Annotated in this window: 18 protein-coding genes; all 18 read left to right on the top strand. The window is 41.2% G+C overall.

Annotated elements, in window-relative coordinates; genetic code table 11:
• Positions 1–147: 147 nt before the first annotated feature.
• The 18 genes from EAE92_RS02140 to EAE92_RS02225 are packed head-to-tail and all read left to right on the top strand — an operon-like array spanning position 148 to position 21,283.
• Positions 148–1,881 (top strand): type VI secretion system baseplate subunit TssF, encoded by a 1,734-nt coding sequence (locus tag EAE92_RS02140; RefSeq protein ID WP_246544965.1) that lies wholly within the window; start codon positions 148–150, stop codon positions 1,879–1,881.
• Between the two features lie 14 nt (positions 1,882–1,895).
• A complete protein-coding gene (gene tssI, locus EAE92_RS02145; RefSeq protein WP_214066874.1) occupies positions 1,896–3,908 on the top strand; it encodes a type VI secretion system tip protein TssI/VgrG in 2,013 nt (670 codons plus the stop codon).
• The gene (locus EAE92_RS02150) at positions 3,905–5,137 is read left to right on the top strand and encodes a DUF4123 domain-containing protein (protein ID WP_214066875.1); all 1,233 of its coding nucleotides are present in this window, start codon (positions 3,905–3,907) and stop codon (positions 5,135–5,137) included. The genes tssI and EAE92_RS02150 overlap by 4 nt, the downstream gene beginning before the upstream one ends.
• Positions 5,134–8,142 (top strand): toxin VasX, encoded by a 3,009-nt coding sequence (locus EAE92_RS02155; protein WP_214066876.1) that lies wholly within the window; start codon positions 5,134–5,136, stop codon positions 8,140–8,142. The genes EAE92_RS02150 and EAE92_RS02155 overlap by 4 nt, the downstream gene beginning before the upstream one ends.
• A complete protein-coding gene (locus tag EAE92_RS02160; protein WP_214066877.1) occupies positions 8,139–9,107 on the top strand; it encodes a hypothetical protein in 969 nt (322 codons plus the stop codon). The genes EAE92_RS02155 and EAE92_RS02160 overlap by 4 nt, the downstream gene beginning before the upstream one ends.
• Entirely contained in the window at positions 9,104–10,072 is a 969-nt protein-coding gene (locus EAE92_RS02165; RefSeq protein ID WP_214066878.1) for a hypothetical protein, read from the top strand. Before EAE92_RS02160 ends, EAE92_RS02165 begins: the two co-directional genes overlap by 4 nt.
• Positions 10,069–11,037 carry a hypothetical protein gene (locus tag EAE92_RS02170; protein ID WP_214066879.1) on the top strand — a complete coding sequence of 323 codons (969 nt, stop codon included), beginning with the start codon at positions 10,069–10,071 and terminating at the stop codon, positions 11,035–11,037. The genes EAE92_RS02165 and EAE92_RS02170 overlap by 4 nt, the downstream gene beginning before the upstream one ends.
• Positions 11,034–12,002 (top strand): hypothetical protein, encoded by a 969-nt coding sequence (locus EAE92_RS02175; RefSeq protein ID WP_214066880.1) that lies wholly within the window; start codon positions 11,034–11,036, stop codon positions 12,000–12,002. The genes EAE92_RS02170 and EAE92_RS02175 overlap by 4 nt, the downstream gene beginning before the upstream one ends.
• On the top strand, positions 11,999–12,967 hold the full coding sequence (locus tag EAE92_RS02180) for a hypothetical protein (protein WP_214066881.1): 969 nt from the start codon (positions 11,999–12,001) through the stop codon (positions 12,965–12,967). The genes EAE92_RS02175 and EAE92_RS02180 overlap by 4 nt, the downstream gene beginning before the upstream one ends.
• Entirely contained in the window at positions 12,964–13,932 is a 969-nt protein-coding gene (locus EAE92_RS02185; RefSeq protein WP_214066882.1) for a hypothetical protein, read from the top strand. Before EAE92_RS02180 ends, EAE92_RS02185 begins: the two co-directional genes overlap by 4 nt.
• Complete coding sequence (locus EAE92_RS02190) at positions 13,929–14,897, top strand: hypothetical protein (RefSeq protein ID WP_214066883.1); 969 nt, start codon at positions 13,929–13,931, stop codon at positions 14,895–14,897. The genes EAE92_RS02185 and EAE92_RS02190 overlap by 4 nt, the downstream gene beginning before the upstream one ends.
• Positions 14,894–15,862: a hypothetical protein gene (locus tag EAE92_RS02195; RefSeq protein WP_214066884.1), complete on the top strand. Its 969-nt coding sequence runs from the start codon at positions 14,894–14,896 to the stop codon at positions 15,860–15,862. Before EAE92_RS02190 ends, EAE92_RS02195 begins: the two co-directional genes overlap by 4 nt.
• Positions 15,859–16,827, top strand: coding sequence for a hypothetical protein (locus tag EAE92_RS02200; RefSeq protein WP_214066885.1), 969 nt, complete (start codon positions 15,859–15,861; stop codon positions 16,825–16,827). The genes EAE92_RS02195 and EAE92_RS02200 overlap by 4 nt, the downstream gene beginning before the upstream one ends.
• Positions 16,824–17,792: a hypothetical protein gene (locus tag EAE92_RS02205; protein ID WP_214066886.1), complete on the top strand. Its 969-nt coding sequence runs from the start codon at positions 16,824–16,826 to the stop codon at positions 17,790–17,792. Before EAE92_RS02200 ends, EAE92_RS02205 begins: the two co-directional genes overlap by 4 nt.
• Positions 17,789–18,757: a hypothetical protein gene (locus EAE92_RS02210; protein ID WP_214066887.1), complete on the top strand. Its 969-nt coding sequence runs from the start codon at positions 17,789–17,791 to the stop codon at positions 18,755–18,757. Before EAE92_RS02205 ends, EAE92_RS02210 begins: the two co-directional genes overlap by 4 nt.
• Complete coding sequence (locus tag EAE92_RS02215; protein WP_214066888.1) at positions 18,754–19,722, top strand: hypothetical protein; 969 nt, start codon at positions 18,754–18,756, stop codon at positions 19,720–19,722. Before EAE92_RS02210 ends, EAE92_RS02215 begins: the two co-directional genes overlap by 4 nt.
• Positions 19,719–20,687: a hypothetical protein gene (locus EAE92_RS02220; protein WP_214066889.1), complete on the top strand. Its 969-nt coding sequence runs from the start codon at positions 19,719–19,721 to the stop codon at positions 20,685–20,687. Before EAE92_RS02215 ends, EAE92_RS02220 begins: the two co-directional genes overlap by 4 nt.
• On the top strand, positions 20,684–21,283 hold the full coding sequence (locus EAE92_RS02225; RefSeq protein WP_214066890.1) for a hypothetical protein: 600 nt from the start codon (positions 20,684–20,686) through the stop codon (positions 21,281–21,283). Before EAE92_RS02220 ends, EAE92_RS02225 begins: the two co-directional genes overlap by 4 nt.
• Positions 21,284–21,311: the final 28 nt, after the last annotated feature.

The raw sequence follows: 21,311 nt of genomic DNA on the forward strand, positions 1-21,311 counted from the left end.
ATCATGTTAGTTGAACACCTATAAAATTTACGTTATTAACTGTTTTAAACAAAAATTTACACATAATTAAATTATCAACCTTGATATCCATAAGATCAAAATATAAATTTACATTAATATTTGGTCATAAAGAACACAAAGGTAGATATGAAAAATTTTGAAGATTTCTATAGGGAAGCACTTTCACAGATAAAGCATGATCTGAGCAACGCGGCGCAAGAGCATCCACACCTTGATCCATTTACCTCCGAATCCGGCGACCCAGATATTCTCCGCGTACTGGAAGGTTTTGCGCTTATCACTGCCGGTCTTCAACAAAAAATTGATGATGGTTTCCCGGAAGTCGTCAACCCGCTTCTACGAAAAGTATGGCCGATACCTTTACATCCGATCCCTTCAACCAGCATTGTCCAGTTAGATATTCAACCGGGCAGCATGACTGAAACCACCAACATTGCCAAAGGCAGTGAAATTTCCGCCATACAGCAGAACCAATCAATTACGTTCAGAACTACTCAAGATATTAGTATTGAGCCTATTACCCTGATCCATAAAACGCTGACGCACAGCGAAGACAAAAGCCTGATATCACTGACCTTTCAATATCATGGGCAAACTCCCCACTGGAAGACAGGGCAAATCACGCTTTTTCTCGGAGAAGATCAAAAACTGGCGTCTTTACTGACCAAATACGTAGATCAATCGCTGAACAACACTTATCTGAAAACATCCCTAAAAGAGACAGAGATGTGGCTGGCTATTGAGATCGCTCCACGCCTGAAAGAAAATTTGGTCCTGCCGAGACCACATGACTATTTCTGGCCGTTGCAGGTGTTATACGAATACCTCTATCTGCCACATGTTAATGACTTTATGTCATTTGATTTATCGGAAGAAATCGCTGAGCTCCCTTTGGGAGAAGATAAGCAATTTACCATTATTCTAGAATTTGACTGTAACATTCCCATCGAGGACATTACACCCGCATTTATTCCCCATTGCGTACCCGTTATTAACCTGGCTCCGGCAAGAACAAAACCGATAACATTTGAAAAGGGCAAATCGCGTTATGTATTAGCAGCGAATGAAATCTTTAGTATTGATAACATTAAACTCCAATCCGATCCTGATGGAACATCTGAAGGATCTGCTCACAGCGTTCCTCTTATCAATAGCGAGCAACTGGCCGCCTGCCATTTTGCCGAACCCGGTGACAACATATTACTTTTTAACCATATACGGGAAGAATCTCCATTTGGCGGCAATCAAATTAATCTCACGTTTTATGATCATCAGGCAAAACCCGTAACAAAACACCACTATCGCGAATTTTACTGCCAATATCACAGATATCATACGCAAGCACGGACATTGGGCATCGGGCAAATCTGTATACCCAGCGAACAGATACCCAGCCATATTCAGGCCAGGAATATCGTGTCGGCGTCAAAAGATCTTCCTGCCGTCGTAAACAGTCATCAGCACTGGCCGATACTATCTTTGTTGTCGATTGGGCCATTTTTTCTCAGTCACATTGAATCAGTCAGATCTCTGGTCAAACAACTTGATACCTTCGCGCATCTGGACGCCCCGCGTAGCCGGCATATTCAGCGCATGGCCGATGGTCTCAGCGCTATCTACCTTGAGCCATACTACCATTTTGACAAGGGCATTCCTGTGAGAGGCCAAGCCATCACACTGCGCATGACACCAGAAAATTATGAGCATGAAGGAGAAATGTATGCTTTTGCCAAAACACTACACACCGCTTTCTCCCTCTGTTTTGTTGAAACCAGCTTTCACAGATTAACCGTTATCAATAACGACACCAATGAATACTGGGAATTTTACAATATGCCTGGGCATCAGAAGATCATGTAATTGAAGGAAACATTATGAAAACCGGACTCCGCTTTTCCTGCACCATCGGCAATCTGCCGCCCATGACTTTTGCGGTAGTGAATTTTACATTAGATGAAGCGCTTTCATCGTTATTTACCCTGTCTCTCACATTAGCGGCAAGCCGTTCAAATATAGACACGGACACCCTCCTGCTCCAAACCGTGCGGTTCACTGTCACCCGTGACGATATTCTGCAACGTGAAGTGAAAGGATTGGTTGCAAGCGCGGTTGTTGGCGCCACAAACCGACATCAAACTCAGTATCACCTGACAGTCAGACCAGAAATGTGGCTGCTGACACTCGATCAGGACAGCCGTATCTATCACCAGCTCAGTGTCCCCGATATTTTACAAAGCATACTGAAACAGAAGAAACTCCGGGCCAATATGCATTTGAATAACCCACACTCAACGCGGGAATACGTCACCATGAAAAGGGAATCATCCTATGATTTCTTTACCCGCCTGGCCGCTGAGGAGGGGATTTTCTTCTGGTTCGCCGATGACGGGCTCTATCTGAGTGATAGCTACCTGAACATGAGAGCGCCGGATACGTTGATTTATAACCCGGACATCGCCAACGCAGTAGAAGAAAATGTTATCTACAAATGGTCTCTTGGCTCCTACATGCGCCCGGAATCTACCGACCAAAAAGACAGAAATTATCACAACCCCAATTACGCTTTACAGCATAACGCCACGGATTTTGAAGCGGAGAACAGTACGCCATTTCATATTTTTGAAAGCTACGGCCGTTTTCAGAAAGATAAAGAGGGCATCCCGTTTACCCAGTACCGGCTGGAAGCCCTGCGGGTTGACAGCAAATCAGGGCAAGCGGACAGTAATTGTATTCGATTAATGCCCGGCAGAATCTTTACATTAACCAATCACCCGATTGACGCCATGAATGATCGCTGGCAAGTCACCTCTTCCCAACACATCGGGCATGTCCCCGCCGTTTTAGGCGATAACGGAACCGGCACTACCCTGAATTCACAAACCCAGTTCATTCCTGGTCGCAACGATTGGCGTCCCCCATACCGCTATAAACCCCTGGCCGACGGCGACGAAGTTGCAACCGTTGTCGGACCCGGGACTGAAGAAATTTACGTCAATAAAGATGGCGCGGTTCGCGTTCATTTCCACTGGAACCGTTATGACGCGCCTGACGACCAGGCTTCTTGCTGGGTGCGGGTTGCACAAGGGTGGAATGGCAACGGATTTGGTTTTCTGGCAACACCGCGAGTCGGTCAGGAAGTGATTATCTCCTATCTCAACGGCGATATTGACCGGCCTATCATTACCGGATGTACTTACAATGGCCTTAACCGCCCGCCGCTGAATTTACCCGCGGAAAAGACGCGCACCACGTTCAGAACCAAAACACATAAAGGTAATGGCTTTAACGAATTACGTTTTGAGGATGAAAAAGGACGGGAAGAGATTTATATCCACGCTCAACGTGACCAACTGATCCAAATCAACCACGATAAGACACAAAAAATAGAGCACGACGAAAGCCACACGGTCATGAATGATCGTCGGCATAAAATCGGCCATGATGAATTTATCCGTGTCATGAATGAACAACATATTCAGGTGGATAAAAATCAGTTCGAAACCATTGAGAAAGACAAAATTACGCGGATCAACAATAGCTGGAAGGAAGAGATCTACGCCTCCCATTTCCAACAAATTGGTGAAAACAAACAGAGTGATATCAAAGGCAATTACCAATTAAATGCCATTAAAGGCATTCACTCACACACCAAAATACATACCCTGCAAGCCAGTGATACATTGATCCTCAGAGGTAAAGCAGGAAGCATCACTCTGGATGCTCAAGGCATCACACTAAACGGCAACATCTTTCTGAAAGGCCCGGTGGTAGTGCAAGGAGGAAGCGCAGGCACCGTGCCAACATTGACCGGCGCAGCCAATGAAGGACAGCCCATCGCTCAGGATTGCAAAGGAAAAGCCGATGCACAGAAGGAAACATCAGAGTGAAAACGCCATCTTTGTTTGATTCAGCCTATTACTGGGTTGCCAATTGCACCTACCAAGCGATAGGTAATGAAAAACATCCTGCCGGACAATATTCAGCCAAAGCCTTAATCCGTGCTCCGACTGAATATGAGGCATTAACGAATCTGTGCAATTACGTTATTGGTTTCGGAATAGCAAACGGTCAATACCAAGACATTATTGCCTTACAAACCTATTTGATGGAAAGCACGCTGCCCGAATTACGGTTAATACGCCATATCCAACAGATAAGCGATCAACACCCCGTAATATTGGTAGAACAGGAAAATGTTGACTCTCCACTGCCTGCCGCTCGTGGTGATCTAATCTTGACACAAGCCACAGATATCCCTGTTTACGGCGATAACGAACATCTCTACGCGGTCATTGATGCGGCAATATACCAACAGGCAGGACGATTTATCATTCCTGATCTGCTCGCTTCCTCCTTACGCTGGCAAGGATTATTTCAGGGAGAAACTCAAGTTTCACTGGAAGATAGCGCCCCTTATCTGGTTGAACTGCATAAAGACAGTAGCAATCAGCCAGCGCTACAGCGATACATTATGAATGCCGATAACCGGGCAGAGTTGAGCCTGTTTATCCAAAGCGAACAACCTTTTGAAACGCTGCTAAATCATCTGCGTAAGTTCACCTATTTAAAAAATGAGCTGACTCAGGCGTGGGCATTTTTCCGTTTCTATCATCCCAACACACTGACAACACTGCTTAATACCCTGTCCGACGGGCCATTAGCCCATTTTATGCAAGGGATCAATGCAATGTGGTTCTATGGTGATAAACCCGATACCCGCCACATTATCACCATCACTGAAAATGTCCGGCAGGCAAAACCCGCGCCTGTCACGCTCAATCGCCGCTTGTGCGAACTGTTTGATCAACAAGCGCAACAACGCCTTACATTTAAAACCATTGATTTTATTCAGGAAAACCTGGCTGAACGCTGTCAGGTGAATAAAAACACCCTGCCTGCTTTTGTTTTACAGCAGACGAATCAAGCTTATCTGCAAGGGCTAACGCAACAGCGGGCCATACTCTATTATGTTGCCGCCAGGTGTTTAATGCCCGATGATGAAGTTCACTGGCAACAGTTTTGGGAGTCAGCCTGCTCGCAAACAGAAACGCAGGAAATACGGGCACATTCACTTTTCAAACAATGCGACACACTGACAACCAAGGAAATATTATGACCACTGACATTCAGGAACGTTTCGACAAATTAATAGAAAAAGCTTACGAAATGTTCCCACAAAATCTTGAAGCAGATACTTATATTCAGCCCTGTGACTGCGATGTTAAACCGATTTACCCGGTTCGCTATGCTTATGTGAACTTTTTCGGCAAGGAGCTGGAAAAACCAGAAGCACCGCCGGATATCCACACCCTGATGTTCTCTTCATCACTCCAACAAACCAAAGGCTATGCCGCCCGCCTGCTGCGTCCCGGCTGGATATACATCAAGGAAGAAGACCCGCTCACCACCCGCGGCAGCAAGGCCCGGGGCTATCTGCACATCTTTAAATACTGCGTGTCAGAGAAAGAAGTTAACGGTAAAAAACAGCGGGTAGAGAAATTTAAAAAATACATGTTCCTCAACCGCAGAGATGCCAGTGAAGGGCTTATTCCTGAGCCGGGCATTCGGGGCGAAGGCCATCCATTCCTGTTTGTCGCCAAAGATGTCATCAATATCAGTATCGCCTACAGTGAACACCCGTGGCACTCCTCGGTACTGGCTAAGATTGACAACAGTCTTGAACTGCGGCAGAAAACCATGCAGTTTATCAATCTCGAACAGAAGCAATCCCCCTTTGCGGTTAACGCCTCAGACAAGTATTTTCGAAAACTGATTGTCGATTACAAAATCCGGCAGGAACAGTTTGCCAACATCAAGTCCATCATTGAAAAAGACATCAATGAACTGGATTTGGCTGACGTCAGTATTGATACGCTGACCACTCAGGACAGCTACGAAATGGACGCCGGTAAGATTATCCAGGAAATCAACAGTTATCTGCACTTCAATGAACAGGCGCGGATTGTGATCCTACATGACCCGGTAGGCCGTCAGCGGGACATTGTGGAAGCCTACTCTATCCTGAATTTGTGGCAACAGAGCTATAACGCCTCCAACATCTATCCACTGACCATCGGTTTCTATGTCGAAAAGCTCAAAGCCACCAAAAACCCGGAGCTGAAAAAGAAAATAGATGACAGTATTCATCAGGACCGCTGGAACAACGACTGGCCGAAATTGAAAAAAGTCACCGAAGATTTTGAAGCGCGGCAGGCGATGTTTATGAAACTGTTTGAAGCCTTTGCGGATAACCCGGACCTCAGTTATCAAGTCGGCGGGCTGCAAAATTACTTTCACTACTTCTTTTCACTGCAAGATGAAAAACAGACGCTGGAAGAAGAGGATGCGTTGGAGTTCCGGTTTTTCAGTGAAATCCTCTCCGGTCTGCTCGGCAACCTGCAATCATCTTTGCCCGGCCAGCAGGTTTTAGCGAAGCTTGCAGCCAAAGAGTCGGACAGCAATGGGGATGGCAACTTCTGGCGCACCATTACCACCGGGGTTGTCACCGTACTGAATAACGACAAAGTAAAATCACCGCTGCTTAAGGGCCCGTTTATTAGTGGCGTCGATAATATTCTGCTGGGGATGGGGACCTTTCTGGCAACCGTCTGCGCCTATACTAATCAGGCAATTTATCAGGGTTCAAGTTATGTCCGGCAGCTTCCCCAGAAAGCGATTGACCAGATAACCCAACAACTGGTTCCGGCCCTGTTATCCACGCTGGGGGTGGTGATTGAACCGGATGGCAGAGTGGCACTCAGTGAACAGAGCTATCAGGAAGTGCTGAAACGGCTGGAATCGAAAACGAATCGCCACCGACCTGACCCGGCAGTACGTCAACAGGCTATCGGGGAACGGATGATTAACTGGAGTAAACGCCTGGAATCACTTGGCAATAAACCGGTGATAACTCTGCCGGAAGTTAAGACCAGTGTGGATTCTCCGGTTCAGCTTTTTACCTTAGAAGGGGCTAATAAAACCTCTATTGGTTTACTGTTTGATTCTTCATTGACCGGTGTCAGCCTGTTCCTGAATGCCTTTACCCTGGCGGACGTGGTTATGCAGACAGAATATGCCCGCAACAACCCTTTACAACCCGGGCCTTCCTATATGAATCTGCTGCGCTTTAGTACCGCGGTGATTGGTATGAGTGCTGATTTGACTTCTATTGGTTCGACACTGGCAAGTAAGGTGAATTCCCCTATAGTCAAGGCTCTGATGAATGGGACAAAAGTGCCGGCCATCAATATCGCAATGGTCAATCAGTTCTCCCGTGTTGCCGGTAGTGTGGCAGGATATTTAGGAGCAATTATCTCTTTCTATGATGCCAGTAACGCCTTTAAAGTAGGTAATAGAGTGGAAGGTTATAGCCAGATAGCGATGGGGACAGGCACGATCATTCTGGCCACAGTCGGATTAATATTCTTCGCCGCTGGCTCTGTCATGACAGCAGGATTGCTAGCATGGCTGGCTGCGGGAATCAGTTTGCTTGTCGGTGGCAGTATTGGACAAGCCAACAGTGCCTGGTCAGATTTGGAGAAAGTGCTGAATAACTGTTTTTGGGGTGCGGGAAATAAATATGCTTTTTGGCCAGTGGATGAACGACCAACTATCTTAAAGCAATTACAAGATGCTAGAGAAATGAGCGATACCATTAAGAATGCTTTTCTTATAGAAAACCAGGAATTTTTAAATCTGTTTATTCAGCCACAACTAAAGATACATAGAGAATACAGAAAAACCACCTATAGATTTACCTTACCTGCTTTCCAAATGGGTGTTTCAGAAATATACGGACTATTCGTTAAAGAAAACGAAATATACTATCTTGGTGCACAAGTTATCACTATCACCATTAACCATCGCCAGTATATACGGGACACTTTTCGTGATGCCACATTTGAGGCTGCACGAAAACAGGCAAAACTGATTTTGAATGGAAATACAGCCACACTAGAAATAGTCACGACAGAAGGGCGTGAAACAAATCCTTATCGCAGTAAGTTATATTGGTATTACCAGCAGTCAGACAATGTTATTGCCCCTCTGCGCTATTTCTGGGGAGAGAAGCCAACAGAGGAAAATACGATTAAAGGCAGTTTTGACGGAGAATTTATATGAAACAACGATTAAAAAATATACTCAAAAAATGGTTTCCTACTATGCATCCTCTACCAGCCAAACGGCTGGTACTCTGGGAAAAAGAAATCTTGTCTGTACCTCCGGATATCAAAGATGAAGAAACCATTAAGCATGTAGAAATACTAGATTACCTTAACGATAAGGAGTGCTGGGTTAGAAACCCTCAGCGCCGTTTCCGGAGTATCACATTAATCCCAGTAACACTGGGGATTATTAGTAGTCTGGTGTTAAACATTAACGATTTTATAGAATCAAGAAAAAAAAACGAGGAAGCTATTCATCGATGGGTTGGTTATGCAAAAAAAAAATATGGTGAAGAATTCTATCTGCGTAATGATCTACCTGTAGATATGGAGGATGTGCGTTATATCGGTAACGATAAAGAAATTTCATTAAGGAAATATTTATATTATCGTTATACTTTTTTCCCAAGTAGCTCTCAACTACTCATAATTGATATAAGTTTCCTGCTACTTTATCTACTGATTATTCCACCCTTTGTCTATTGTATATTTTTCTGGCAGAGCCAAGCGCCATTAATTATCGATCGCGAACAGCAAATTTTTTACACCTGGTATAAAGGTAAAGCCTATGCCGCCCGTTATCCACAATTAGGTATGATGGAAAAAACCAATATTCTGTATCTGAAAGTCTACGGACTGGATGAAAATAATAACCTTATCGAACGTGTCTTTATCCCTAATGTCAGCAGTTATACTTTTGCTTTCTTAAGTAGTGGCAATGATAAAGCTCTGGCAGTCGCCTTTATGGTGAAATTCTTATTAAACGGCAAAGAAGCGGTCAGTAAAGTGGACTATAAACGCCGTGAACCGCTTATCTGGTGGAGTAAAGATAAAAGACCCACTGATTTAGAGGCACAAATTCCGTTGATTCTGGCAGAATTGGATCGCTTAGGTCCCCCTGATGAAGATCTTTCCGAATGAAGCAACGATTAAAAAACTTACTTAAAAAATGGTTTCCCACTATTCATCCATTGCCAGCCCAACGGCTGGCATGCTGGGAAAAAGAAATTCTGGCAGTACCGCCAGATATTAAGGATGCAGAAACCATTAAGCACGTGGAGATATTGGACTACCTTGATAATAAAGAATGTCATATTCGTAATACTCAACGCCGCGCCCGGAGTATTGCTTTAATTCCGGTTACACTGGGGATTATTAGTAGTCTGGTTTTAAACATTAACGATTTTATGGATTCGAGAAAAAAAAATGAAGAAGCTATTCATCGATGGGTCGGTTATGCAAAAAAAGACTATGGTGAAGAATTTTATTTACGTAATGATTTGCCTGCGGATATGGAAGATATGCGTTATATTGGTAATGACAAAGAGATATCTTTGAGGAAATATCTATATTACCGTTATAACTACTTTAAAAACAGTGGTTATTTGTTGAAGGTTGATATTGCATTTCTGCTACTCTATCTGCTGATTATTCCTCCTTTTGTCTGGGCCATCTTTTTCTTACGCCGCCAGGCACCATTAATTATCGATCGCGAACGGCAGATCTTTTATACTTGGTATAAAGGCAAAGCTTATGTCGCCCGCTATCCACAAGTAGGCATGGCAGAAAAAACTAATATTCTGTTCCTCAAAGTCTACGGCCTGGACGAGAACAATCAACTTATCGGGCGTGGTTTTATCCCTAACGTCAGCAGTTATTCTTTTGCCTTCTTAAGTAGTGGCAATGATAAAGCGCTGGCAGTCGCCTTTATGGTGAAATTCTTATTAAACGGCAAAGAGGCGGTCAGTAAAGTGGATTATAAACGCCGTGAGTCGCTTATCTGGTGGAGTAAAGATAAAAAACCCGCCGATTTAGACGCTCAAATTCCGTTGATTCTGGCAGAATTGGATCGCTTAGGTCCCCCTGATGAAGATCTTTCCGAATGAAGCAACGATTAAAAAACTTACTCAAAAAATGGTTTCCTACTATCCATCCATTACCAGCCAAACGGCTGGTACGCTGGGAAAAAGAAATTCTGGCGGCACCGCCAGATATTAAAGATGTAGAAACTATTAAGCATGTAGAAATATTGGACTACCTTGATAATAAAGAATGTCATATTCGCAACACCCAACGCCGTGCCCGGAGTATTGCTTTGATTCCTGTTACATTAGGAATTATTAGTAGTCTTATTTTAAATATTAACGGATTTATCGAAGACCGTAAAAATGATGAAGCAGGTATCCATAGTTGGGTAGCATTGGTAAAAAAGAAATATGGTGAAGAATTTTATCTTCGCAACGATTTACCAGACTATATGGAAGATGCCCGTTATATTGGTAACGATAAAGAAATCTCCCTAAGAAAATATTTACATTACCGTTATAATTATTATCGGCATAGCGACTCTTTTTTGAAAATTGATATAGGTTTCCTGCTACTCTATCTACTGATTATTCCTCCTTTTGTCTGGGCCATATTTTTCTTACGCCGTCAGGCACCGTTAATTATCGATCGCGAACAGCAGATCTTTTATACCTGGTATAAAGGCAAAGCTTATGCTGCCCGCTATCCACAAGTAGGCATGGCAGAAAAAACTAATATTCTGTTCCTCAAAGTTTACGGCCTAGACGAAAATAATAACCTTGTCGGGCGTGGCTTTATCCCTAACGTCAGCAGTTATTCTTTTGCCTTCTTAAGTAGTGGCAATGATAAAGGTTTGGCGCTGGCTTTTATGGTGAAATTTTTATTAAACGGCAAAGAAGCAGTCAGTAAGGTGGATTATAAACGCCGTGAACCGCTTATTTGGTGGAGTAAAGATAAAAGACCCGCCGATTTAGACGCTCAAATTCCGTTGATTTTGGCTGAATTGGATCGCTTAGGTCCCCCTGATGAAGATCTTTCCGAATGAAACAACGATTAAAAAACTTACTCAAAAAATGGTTTCCCACTATTCATCCTTTGCCAGCCCAACGGCTTGCACGCTGGGAAAAAGAGATTCTGGCAGTACCGCCAGATATTAAGGATGCAGAAACCATTAAACATGTGGAAATACTGGACTATCTTGATGATAAGGAGTGTCATATCCGCAATCCTCAACGTCGTTTTAGAAGTATTAATCTAATCCCAGTTACATTAGGGATTATTAGTAGTCTTATTCTAAATATTAACGAATTTATCAAAGAACGGAAAATTGATGAAAAAGCTATTCATCGATGGGTTGGCTACGCAAAAAAAGACTATGGCGAAAAATTTTATCTACGTAATGATCTACCTGCTGATATGGAATATGTTCGTTATATTGGTAATGATAAAGAAATTCCGCTAAAAAAATATTTATATTATCGTTATACCTTTTACCCAAGTAGCACTCGACTTCTCATTATTGATATAAGCTTCCTTTTGCTCTATCTGATAATTATTCCCCCTTTTGTCTGGGGGGTGTTTTTTTCACGGCGACAAGCACCATTAATTATCGACCGTGAACGACAGATTTTCTATACCTGGTACAAAGGCAAAGCCTATGCCGCTCGTTATCCACAAGTAGGCATGGGGGAAAAAACTAATATCTTTTTCCTCAAAGTCTACGGTCTGGACGAGAACAATCAACTTATCGGGCGTGGTTTTATCCCTAACGTCAGCAGTTATTCTTTTGCTTTTTTAAGCAGTGGCAATGATAAAGGTTTGGCGCTGGCTTTTATGGTGAAATTCTTATTAAACGGTAAAGAGGCGGTCAGTAAGGTGGATTATAAACGCCGTGAGCCGCTTATCTGGTGGAGTAAAGATAAAAGACCCGCCGATTTAGACGCTCAAATTCCGTTGATTTTGGCCGAATTGGATCGCTTAGGTCCCCCTGATGAAGATCTTTCCGAATGAAGCAACGATTAAAAAACTTACTTAAAAAATGGTTTCCTACTATTCATCCACTGCCAGCCAAGCGGCTGGCACGTTGGGAAAAAGAAATTCTGGCAGTCCCTCCAAATATTAAGGATAAGGAAACTATTAAGAATATGGAAATACTGGATTACCTGAATGATAAAGAATGCCATATCCGTAATCCTCAACGCCGTTTTAGGAGTATTAATCTAATCCCTGTAACATTAGGGATTATCAGTAGTCTTATTCTAAATATTAGCGGGTTTATCGAAGACCGTAAAAATGATGAAAAAGCTATCCATCGATGGGTTAATTTAGTAAAAGAGGAATATGGTGATGAGTTTTATCTACGCAATGATTTACCGGATTATATGGAGAATGCCCGTTATATTGGTAATGATAAAGAAATCTCTCTGAAAAAATATTTACACTATCGCTATGCCTATTACCCTAGTAGTAACTATATCTTTAAAGTCGATATAGGTTTCCTGTTACTTTATCTGCTGATTATTCCATCCTTTGTCTATTGTGTATTTTTCTGGCAGAGACAAGCGCCGTTAATTATTGATCGTGAGCGGCAAATTTTTTACACTTGGTACAAAGGTAAAGCCTATGCCGCCCGCTATCCACAAGTAGGCATGGGAGAAAAAACTAATATCTTTTTCCTAAAAGTCTACGGCCTGGATGAAAACAATCAACTTATCGGGCGTGGTTTTATCCCTAACGTCAGCAGCTATACTTTTGCCTTCTTAAGTAGTGGTAATGATAAAGCGCTGGCAGTCGCCTTTATGGTGAAATTCTTATTAAACGGCAAAGAGGCGGTCAGTAAAGTGGATTATAAACGCCGTGAGCCGCTTATCTGGTGGAGTAAAGATAAAAGACCCGCTGATTTAGAGGCACAAATTCCATTGATTTTGGCAGAACTGGATCGCTTAGGTCCCCCTGATGAAGATCTTTCCGAATGAAACAACGATTAAAAAACTTACTCAAAAAATGGTTTCCTACTATTCATCCACTGCCAGCCAAACGGCTGGCACGTTGGGAAAAAGAAATTTTGGCAGTACCACCAGATATTAAGAATGCAGAAACCATCAAACATATGGAAATATTGGATTACCTTGATAATAAGGAATGCCATATCCGTAACACTCAACGCCGTGCCCGAAGTATTGCTTTGATTCCCGTAACTCTGGGGATTATTAGTAGCCTGATTTTGAGCATTAATAATTTTATAGAAGAACGAAGAAGTGGAGAAGCATACATTCACCGTTGGGTTAATTTAGTCAAAGAAGAATATGGTGATAAATTTTATCTACGTAATGATTTGCCAAATTATATGAAAGGGGCCAGTTATATCGGTAACGATAAAGAAATCTCCCTGAAAAAATACCTATATTATCGCTATAATTTCTATGAGTATAGCAATGATATTTTTATCACTGACATGATATTTCTACTACTTTATCTAATAATTATTCCACCGTTTGTTTGGGGAGTATTCTTTTCCCAGAGACAAGCACCATTAATTATCGACCGTGAACGACAAATTTTTTATACCTGGTATAAAGGCAAAGCCTATGCCGCTCGTTATCCACAAGTAGGCATGGCAGAAAAAACTAATATTATGTTCCTCAAAGTCTACGGCCTAGATGAGAACAATCAACTTATCGGGCGTGGTTTTATCCCTAACGTCAGCAGTTATTCTTTTGCTTTTTTAAGCAGTGGTAATGATAAAGGTTTGGCGCTGGCTTTTATGGTGAAATTTTTATTAAACGGCAAAGAGGCGGTCAGTAAGGTGGACTATAAACGCCGTGAGCCGCTTATCTGGTGGAGTAAAGATAAAAGACCCGCCGATTTAGATGCTCAAATTCCGTTGATTCTGGCAGAATTGGATCGCTTAGGTCCCCCTGATGAAGATCTTTCCGAATGAAGAAACGATTAAAAAATTTACTCAAAAAATGGTTTCCCACTATTCATCCAATGCCAGCCCAACGGCTGGCACGCTGGGAAAAAGAGATTCTGGCAGCACCACCGGATATTAAGAATGAAAGTACTATTAAACATGTGGAAGTACTAGACTACCTTGATAATAAGGAATGCCGTATTCGTAACACTCAACGCCGCGCTCGGAGTATTACCTTAATCCCAGTTACATTAGGGATTCTTAGTAGTCTTATTCTAAATATTAACGGATTTATAGAAGACCGTAAAAATGATGAAGCAGAAATTTATCGTTGGGTAGCACTAGTAAAGAAGAAGTATGGAGAAGAATTTTATTTACGCAATGATCTACCTGATTATATGGAAGATGCCCGTTATATTGGTAATGATAAAGATATCTCTCTGAGAAAATATCTGCACTATCGCTATACCTTTTATCCAAGCAGTTCACGGATTCTCAAAATTGATATAGGTTTCCTGCTTCTTTACCTAATAATTATTCCACCGTTTGTTTGGGGAGTATTCTTTTCCCAGAGACAAGCTCCATTAATTATCGACCGTGAACGGCAAATTTTTTACACCTGGTACAAAGGTAAAGCTTATGCCGCTCGTTATCCACAAGTAGGCATGGCAGAAAAAACTAACATTCTTTTCCTCAAAGTCTACGGCCTGGACGAGAACAATCAACTTATCGGGCGTGGTTTTATCCCTAACGTCAGCAGTTATTCTTTTGCTTTTTTAAGTAGTGGCAATGATAAAGCTCTGGCGGTCGCCTTTATGGTGAAATTCTTATTAAACGGCAAAGAAGCAGTCAGTAAGGTGGATTATAAACGCCGTGAACCGCTTATCTGGTGGAGTAAAGATAAAAGACCCGCCAATTTAGACGCTCAAATTCCATTGATTCTGGCAGAATTGGATCGCTTAGGTCCCCCTGATGAAGATCTTTCCGAATGAAACAACAATTGAAAAATATACTCAAAAAATGGTTTCCCACTATTCATCCATTGCCAGCCCAACGGCTGGTTCGTTGGGAAAAAGAAATTCTGGCAGTACCACCGGATATTAGGGATACAGAAACCATCAAACATGTGGAGATATTGGACTACCTTGATAATAAGGAATGTCATGTTCATAATACTCAACGCCGCGCCCGAAGTATTACCTTGATCCCAGTTACATTAGGGATTATTAGCAGCCTAGTGTTAAATGTTAATGATTTTATAGAATCGAGAAAAAAAAATGAAATAGGCATTCACCGTTGGGTTAATTTAGTCAAAGAGGAATATGGTGATAAATTTTATCTACGCAATGATTTACCTGATTATATGGAAGGAGCCCGTTACATCGGTAACGATAAAGAAATTTCACTAAGAAAATACCTACACTATCGCTACAATTTTTATGAATATAGCAATGATATTTTTATAACTGATATGGTATTTCTACTGCTTTATCTAATAATTATTCCACCGTTTGTTTGGGGAATATTCTTTTCCCAGAGACAAGCACCATTAATTATCAACCGTGAACGGCAGATTTTCTACACCTGGTATAAAGGCAAAGCCTATGTCGCTCGCTATCCACAAGTAGGCATGGCAGAAAAAACTAATATTCTGTTCCTCAAAGTCTACGGCCTGGATGAGAACAATCAACTTATCGGGCGTGGCTTTATCCCTAACGTCAGCAGTTATTCTTTTGCTTTTTTAAGCAGTGGCAATGATAAAGCTCTGGCAGTCGCCTTTATGGTGAAGTTTTTATTAAACGGCAAAGAAGCGGTCAGTAAGGTGGATTATAAACGTCGTGAACCGATTATCTGGTGGAGTAAAGATAAAAGACCTGCCGATTTAGAAGCTCAAATTCCATTGATTTTGGCAGAATTGGATCGCTTAGGTCCCCCTGATGAAGATCTTTCCGAATGAAGCAACGATTAAAACATTTAATCAAAAAATGGTTTCCTACTATTCATCCATTGCCAGCCCAACGGCTGGCACGCTGGGAAAAAGAAATTCTGGCTGCACCACCGGATATTAAGGATGCAGAAACCATCAAACATGTGGAAATACTGGACTATCTTGATGATAAAGAGTGTCATATCCGCAATCCTCAACGCCGTTTTAGGAGTATTAATCTAATCCCTGTTACATTAGGGATTATTAGTAGTCTTATTTTGAATATTAACGGATTTATCGAAGACCGTAAAAATGATGAAGCTGGGATCCATCGGTGGGTCAATCTAGTAAAAGAGGAATATGGTGACGAATTTTATCTACGTGATGACTTACCCGATTATATGGAAAATGCTCGCTATATTGGTAATGATAAAGAAATTTCACTGAGAAAATATTTACATTACCGTTATAATTACTATCGGCATAGCGACTCTTTTTTGAAAATTGATATAGGCTTCCTACTACTCTATCTACTGGTTATTCCACCTTTTGTTTATTGCATATTTTTCTGGAGACGTCAGGCACCATTAATTATCGACCGTGAACGACAGATTTTCTACACCTGGCATAAAGGTAAAGCCTATGCTGCACGTTATCCACAATTAGGTATGTTGGAAAAAACCAATATTCTGTATCTCAAAGTCTACGGATTGGATGAAAATAATAACCTTATCGAACGTGTCTTTATCCCTAATGTCAGCAGCTATACTTTTGCTTTCTTAAGTAGTGGCAATGATAAAGGTCTGGCAGTCGCCTTTATGGTGAAATTCTTATTAAACGGCAAAGAGGCGGTCAGTAAAGTAGATTATAAACGCCGTGAACCGCTTATTTGGTGGAGTAAAGATAAAAGACCTGCCGATTTAGAAGCTCAAATTCCATTGGTTCTGGCAGAATTGGATCGCTTAGGTCCCCCTGATGAAGATCTTTCCGAATGAAGCAACGATTAAAAAACTTACTCAAAAAATGGTTTCCCACTATTCATCCACTGCCGTCTAAACGGTTGGCACATTGGGAAAAAGAAATTCTGGCAGTACCACCAGATATTAAGAATGCAGAAACCATCAAACATATGGAAATATTGGATTACCTTGATAATAAGGAATGCCATATCCGTAACACTCAACGCCGTGCCCGAAGTATTGCTTTGATTCCAGTAACTCTGGGGATTATTAGTAGCCTGATTTTGAGCATTAATAATTTTATAGAAGAACGAAGAAGTGGAGAAGCATACATTCACCGTTGGGTTAATTTAGTCAAAGAAGAATATGGTGAGAAATTTTATCTACGCAATGATTTACCGGATTATATGGAAAATGCACGTTATATTGGTAATGATAAAGAGATTTCTCTAAGAAAATACCTACATTATCGCTATAACTATTATGAATATAGTGATGATATTTTTATAATTGATATGACATTTATGCTACTTTATCTATTGATGATTCCGCTTTTTGTCTGGGCCATCTTTTTCTTACGCCGTCAGGCACCATTAATTATCGATCGCGAACAGCAGATCTTTTACACCTGGTATAAAGGCAAAGCTTATGTCGCCCGCTATCCACAAGTAGGCATGGCAGAAAAAACTAATATTCTGTTCCTCAAAGTCTACGGCCTGGATGAGAACAATCAACTTATCGGGCGTGGCTTTATCCCTAACGTCAGCAATTATTCTTTTGCTTTTTTAAGCAGTGGCAATGATAAAGCTCTGGCAGTCGCCTTTATGGTGAAGTTTTTATTAAACGGCAAAGAAGCGGTCAGTAAGGTGGATTATAAACGTCGTGAACCGCTTATTTGGTGGAGTAAAGATAAAAGACCCGCCGATTTAGACGCTCAAATTCCGTTGATTTTGGCCGAATTGGATCGCTTAGGTCCCCCTGATGAAGATCTTTCCGAATGAAGCAACGATTAAAAAACTTACTTAAAAAATGGTTTCCCACTATTCATCCATTGCCAGCCCAACGGCTGGCATGCTGGGAAAAAGAAATTCTGGCAGTACCGCCAGATATTAAGGATGCAGAAACCATTAAGCACGTGGAGATATTGGACTATCTTGATGATAAGGAGTGTCATATCCGCAATCCTCAACGCCGTTTTAGGAGTATTAACTTGATCCCAGTAACCCTAGGGATTATTAGTAGTCTGGTGTTAAACGTTAACGATTTTATAGAATCAAGAGAAAAAAATGAGCAAGCTATTCATCGATGGGTTGGTTACGCAAAAAAAGATTATGGGGAAGAGTTTTATTTACGTAATGATTTACCTGCGGATATGGAAGATATGCGTTATATTGGCAATGATAAAGAGATCTCATTAAGAAAATATTTATATTATCGCTATACCTTTTACCCAAGTAGCTCCCAGTTGCTCATAATTGATATAAGTTTCCTTCTACTTTATCTATTGATTATTCCCCCCTTTGTCTATTGTATATTTTTCTGGCATAGCCAAGCACCATTAATTATCGATCGCAAACAGCAAATTTTTTACACTTGGTATAAAGGTAAAGCCTATGCCGCCCGTTACCCACAATTAGGTATGATGGAAAAAACCAATATTCTGTATCTCAAAGTCTACGGACTGGATGAAAATAACAACCTTATCGAACGTGTCTTTATCCCTAATGTCAGCAGCTATACTTTTGCTTTTTTAAGCAGTGGCAATGATAAAGCGCTGGCAGTCGCCTTTATGGTGAAATTTTTATTAAACGGCAAAGAAGCGGTCAGTAAGGTCGATTATAAACGTCGTGGATCGCTTATCTGGTGGAGTAAAGATAAAAGACCTGCCGATTTAGAAGCTCAAATTCCGTTGATTCTGGCCGAATTGGATCGCTTAGGTCCCCCTGATGAAGATCTTTCTGAATGAAACAACGATTAAAAAAATTACTTAAAAAATGGTTTCCCACTATTCACCCACTGCCAGCCAAACGACTGGCGCTCTGGGAAAAAGAAATTCTAGCAGTACCACCTGATATTAAGGATGAAGAAACCATTAAACACGTGGAGATACTGGATTACCTTGATAATAGGGAGTGCCATGTTCGTAACACTCAACGCCGCGCTCGGAGTATTACTTTGATTCCTGTAACACTAGGACTAATCACCAGTATGTTATTAACAGTAAATGATTTCATAGAAGAACGAAAGAGTAATGAATCAGAAATTTATCATTGGGTTGATGTAGCTAAAAAAGAATATGGGGAGAAATTTTACCTACGTGATGACCTGCCTGACTATTTAAACGGTATGAACTATATTGGTGATGATAAAGATCTGTCCCTGAGAAAGTACTTACATTATCGATATAATTATTATCGATATAGTGACTACCTTTTTAAGGTCGATATAGGTTTTCTTCTGCTCTATCTGTTGATTATACCTCCTTTTATCTGGGCCGTCTTTTTTTCACGCCGACAAGCACCATTAATTATCGACCGTGAACGACAAATTTTTTATACCTGGTATAAAGGCAAAGCCTATGCCGCTCGTTATCCACAAGTAGGCATGGCAGAAAAAACTAATATTATGTTCCTCAAAGTCTACGGCCTAGATGAGAACAATCAACTTATCGGGCGTGGTTTTATCCCTAACGTCAGCAGTTATACTTTTGCTTTTTTAAGTAGTGGCAATGATAAAGCGCTGGCAGTCGCCTTTATGGTGAAATTCTTATTAAACGGCAAAGAAGCGGTCAGTAAGGTGGATTATAAACGCCGTGAGCCGCTTATCTGGTGGAGTAAAGATAAAAGACCCGCCGATTTAGAGGCACAAATTCCGTTGATTTTGGCAGAATTGGATCGCTTAGGTCCCCCTGATGAAGATCTTTCCGAATGAAACAACGATTAAAAAACTTACTCAAAAAATGGTTTCCCACTATTCATCCACTGCCAGCCAAACGGCTGGCACGCTGGGAAAAAGAAATTCTGGCGGCACCACCGGATATCAAGAGTGAAGAAACCATTAAGCACGTGGAAATACTGGATCGCCTTAACGATAAGGAATGCTGGGTTAGAAATCCCCAGCGTCGCTTCCGAAGTATTACCTTAATTCCGGTAACACTAGGATTAATTACTAGCCTGTTATTAACAGTGAATGATTTTATAGAAGAGCGAAAAAGTGCTGAATCTAATCTTCATGATTGGATAGAGTTGGTAAAGGGAAAATATGGCGAAGAGTTTTATTTGCGCAATGATTTGCCCAATTATATGGAAGATGCCCGTTATATTGGTAACGATAAAGAAATCTCTCTGAGAAAATATCTGCATTATCGCTATAATTATTATAAATATAGTAATGATATTTTTTTAACTGATATGGCATTTTTGCTACTTTACCTACTGATTATTCCACCTTTTGTTTGGGGTGTGTTTTTTTCTCTCCGACAAGCACCATTAATTATCGACCGTGAACGGCAAATTTTTTACACCTGGTACAAAGGTAAAGCCTATGCCGCCCGCTATCCACAAGTAGGCATGGGGGAAAAAACTAATATTTTTTATCTCAAAGTGTATGGACTGGACGAAAATAATAACCTTGTCGGACGTGGTTTTATCCCTAACGTCAGCAGTTATTCTTTTGCTTTTTTAAGCAGTGGCAATGATAAAGGTTTGGCGCTGGCTTTTATGGTGAAATTTTTATTAAACGGCAAAGAGGCGGTCAGTAAAGTGGATTATAAACGCCGTGAGCCGCTTATTTGGTGGAGTAAAGATAAAAGACCCGCCGATTTAGATGCTCAAATTCCGTTGATTTTGGCCGAATTGGATCGCTTAGGTCCCCCTGATGAAGATCTTTCCGAATGAAACAACGATTAAAAAACTTACTCAAAAAATGGTTTCCCACTATCCATCCATTGCCAGCCCAACGGCTGGCACGCTGGGAAAAAGAAATTCTGGCAGCACCACCAGATATTAAGGATGCAGAAACCATCAAACATGTGGAAATATTGGACTATCTTGATGATAAAGAATGTCATATCCGCAATCCTCAACGCCGTTTTAGGAGCATAAACCTGATTCCAGTAACACTGGGGATTATTAGCAGCTTGGTATTAAACGTTAACAATTTTATCGAAGAACGAAAGAGTAATGAATCAGAAATTTATCGATGGGTTAATATAGCTAAAAAGGAATATGGTGAGAAGTTTTACTTACGCGATGATTTACCAGGCTATCTGAAAGATACACGCTATATTGGCAATGATAAAGAAATTTCACTAAGGAAATATTTATATTATCGATATACCTTTTATCCAAGTAGTTCCAGACTTCTCAAAATTGATATAGGTTTCCTGCTTCTTTACCTAATAATTATTCCACCGTTTGTTTGGGGAGTATTCTTTTCCCAGAGACAAGCTCCATTAATTATCGACCGTGAACGGCAAATTTTTTACACCTAGTACAAAGGTAAAGCTTATGCTGCTCGTT

It is taken from the genome of Photorhabdus hainanensis (assembly GCF_018448965.1).
Taxonomy (GTDB): domain Bacteria; phylum Pseudomonadota; class Gammaproteobacteria; order Enterobacterales; family Enterobacteriaceae; genus Photorhabdus; species Photorhabdus akhurstii.

Coding starts and splice junctions, on each gene's coding strand:
- EAE92_RS02140 (WP_246544965.1), top strand. CDS start 148: ATGAAAAATTTTGAAGATTTCTATAGGGAAGCACTTTCACAGATAAAG.
- tssI (WP_214066874.1), top strand. CDS start 1,896: ATGAAAACCGGACTCCGCTTTTCCTGCACCATCGGCAATCTGCCGCCC.
- EAE92_RS02155 (WP_214066876.1), top strand. CDS start 5,134: ATGACCACTGACATTCAGGAACGTTTCGACAAATTAATAGAAAAAGCT.
- EAE92_RS02160 (WP_214066877.1), top strand. CDS start 8,139: ATGAAACAACGATTAAAAAATATACTCAAAAAATGGTTTCCTACTATG.
- EAE92_RS02165 (WP_214066878.1), top strand. CDS start 9,104: ATGAAGCAACGATTAAAAAACTTACTTAAAAAATGGTTTCCCACTATT.
- EAE92_RS02170 (WP_214066879.1), top strand. CDS start 10,069: ATGAAGCAACGATTAAAAAACTTACTCAAAAAATGGTTTCCTACTATC.
- EAE92_RS02175 (WP_214066880.1), top strand. CDS start 11,034: ATGAAACAACGATTAAAAAACTTACTCAAAAAATGGTTTCCCACTATT.
- EAE92_RS02180 (WP_214066881.1), top strand. CDS start 11,999: ATGAAGCAACGATTAAAAAACTTACTTAAAAAATGGTTTCCTACTATT.
- EAE92_RS02185 (WP_214066882.1), top strand. CDS start 12,964: ATGAAACAACGATTAAAAAACTTACTCAAAAAATGGTTTCCTACTATT.
- EAE92_RS02190 (WP_214066883.1), top strand. CDS start 13,929: ATGAAGAAACGATTAAAAAATTTACTCAAAAAATGGTTTCCCACTATT.
- EAE92_RS02195 (WP_214066884.1), top strand. CDS start 14,894: ATGAAACAACAATTGAAAAATATACTCAAAAAATGGTTTCCCACTATT.
- EAE92_RS02200 (WP_214066885.1), top strand. CDS start 15,859: ATGAAGCAACGATTAAAACATTTAATCAAAAAATGGTTTCCTACTATT.
- EAE92_RS02205 (WP_214066886.1), top strand. CDS start 16,824: ATGAAGCAACGATTAAAAAACTTACTCAAAAAATGGTTTCCCACTATT.
- EAE92_RS02210 (WP_214066887.1), top strand. CDS start 17,789: ATGAAGCAACGATTAAAAAACTTACTTAAAAAATGGTTTCCCACTATT.
- EAE92_RS02215 (WP_214066888.1), top strand. CDS start 18,754: ATGAAACAACGATTAAAAAAATTACTTAAAAAATGGTTTCCCACTATT.
- EAE92_RS02220 (WP_214066889.1), top strand. CDS start 19,719: ATGAAACAACGATTAAAAAACTTACTCAAAAAATGGTTTCCCACTATT.
- EAE92_RS02225 (WP_214066890.1), top strand. CDS start 20,684: ATGAAACAACGATTAAAAAACTTACTCAAAAAATGGTTTCCCACTATC.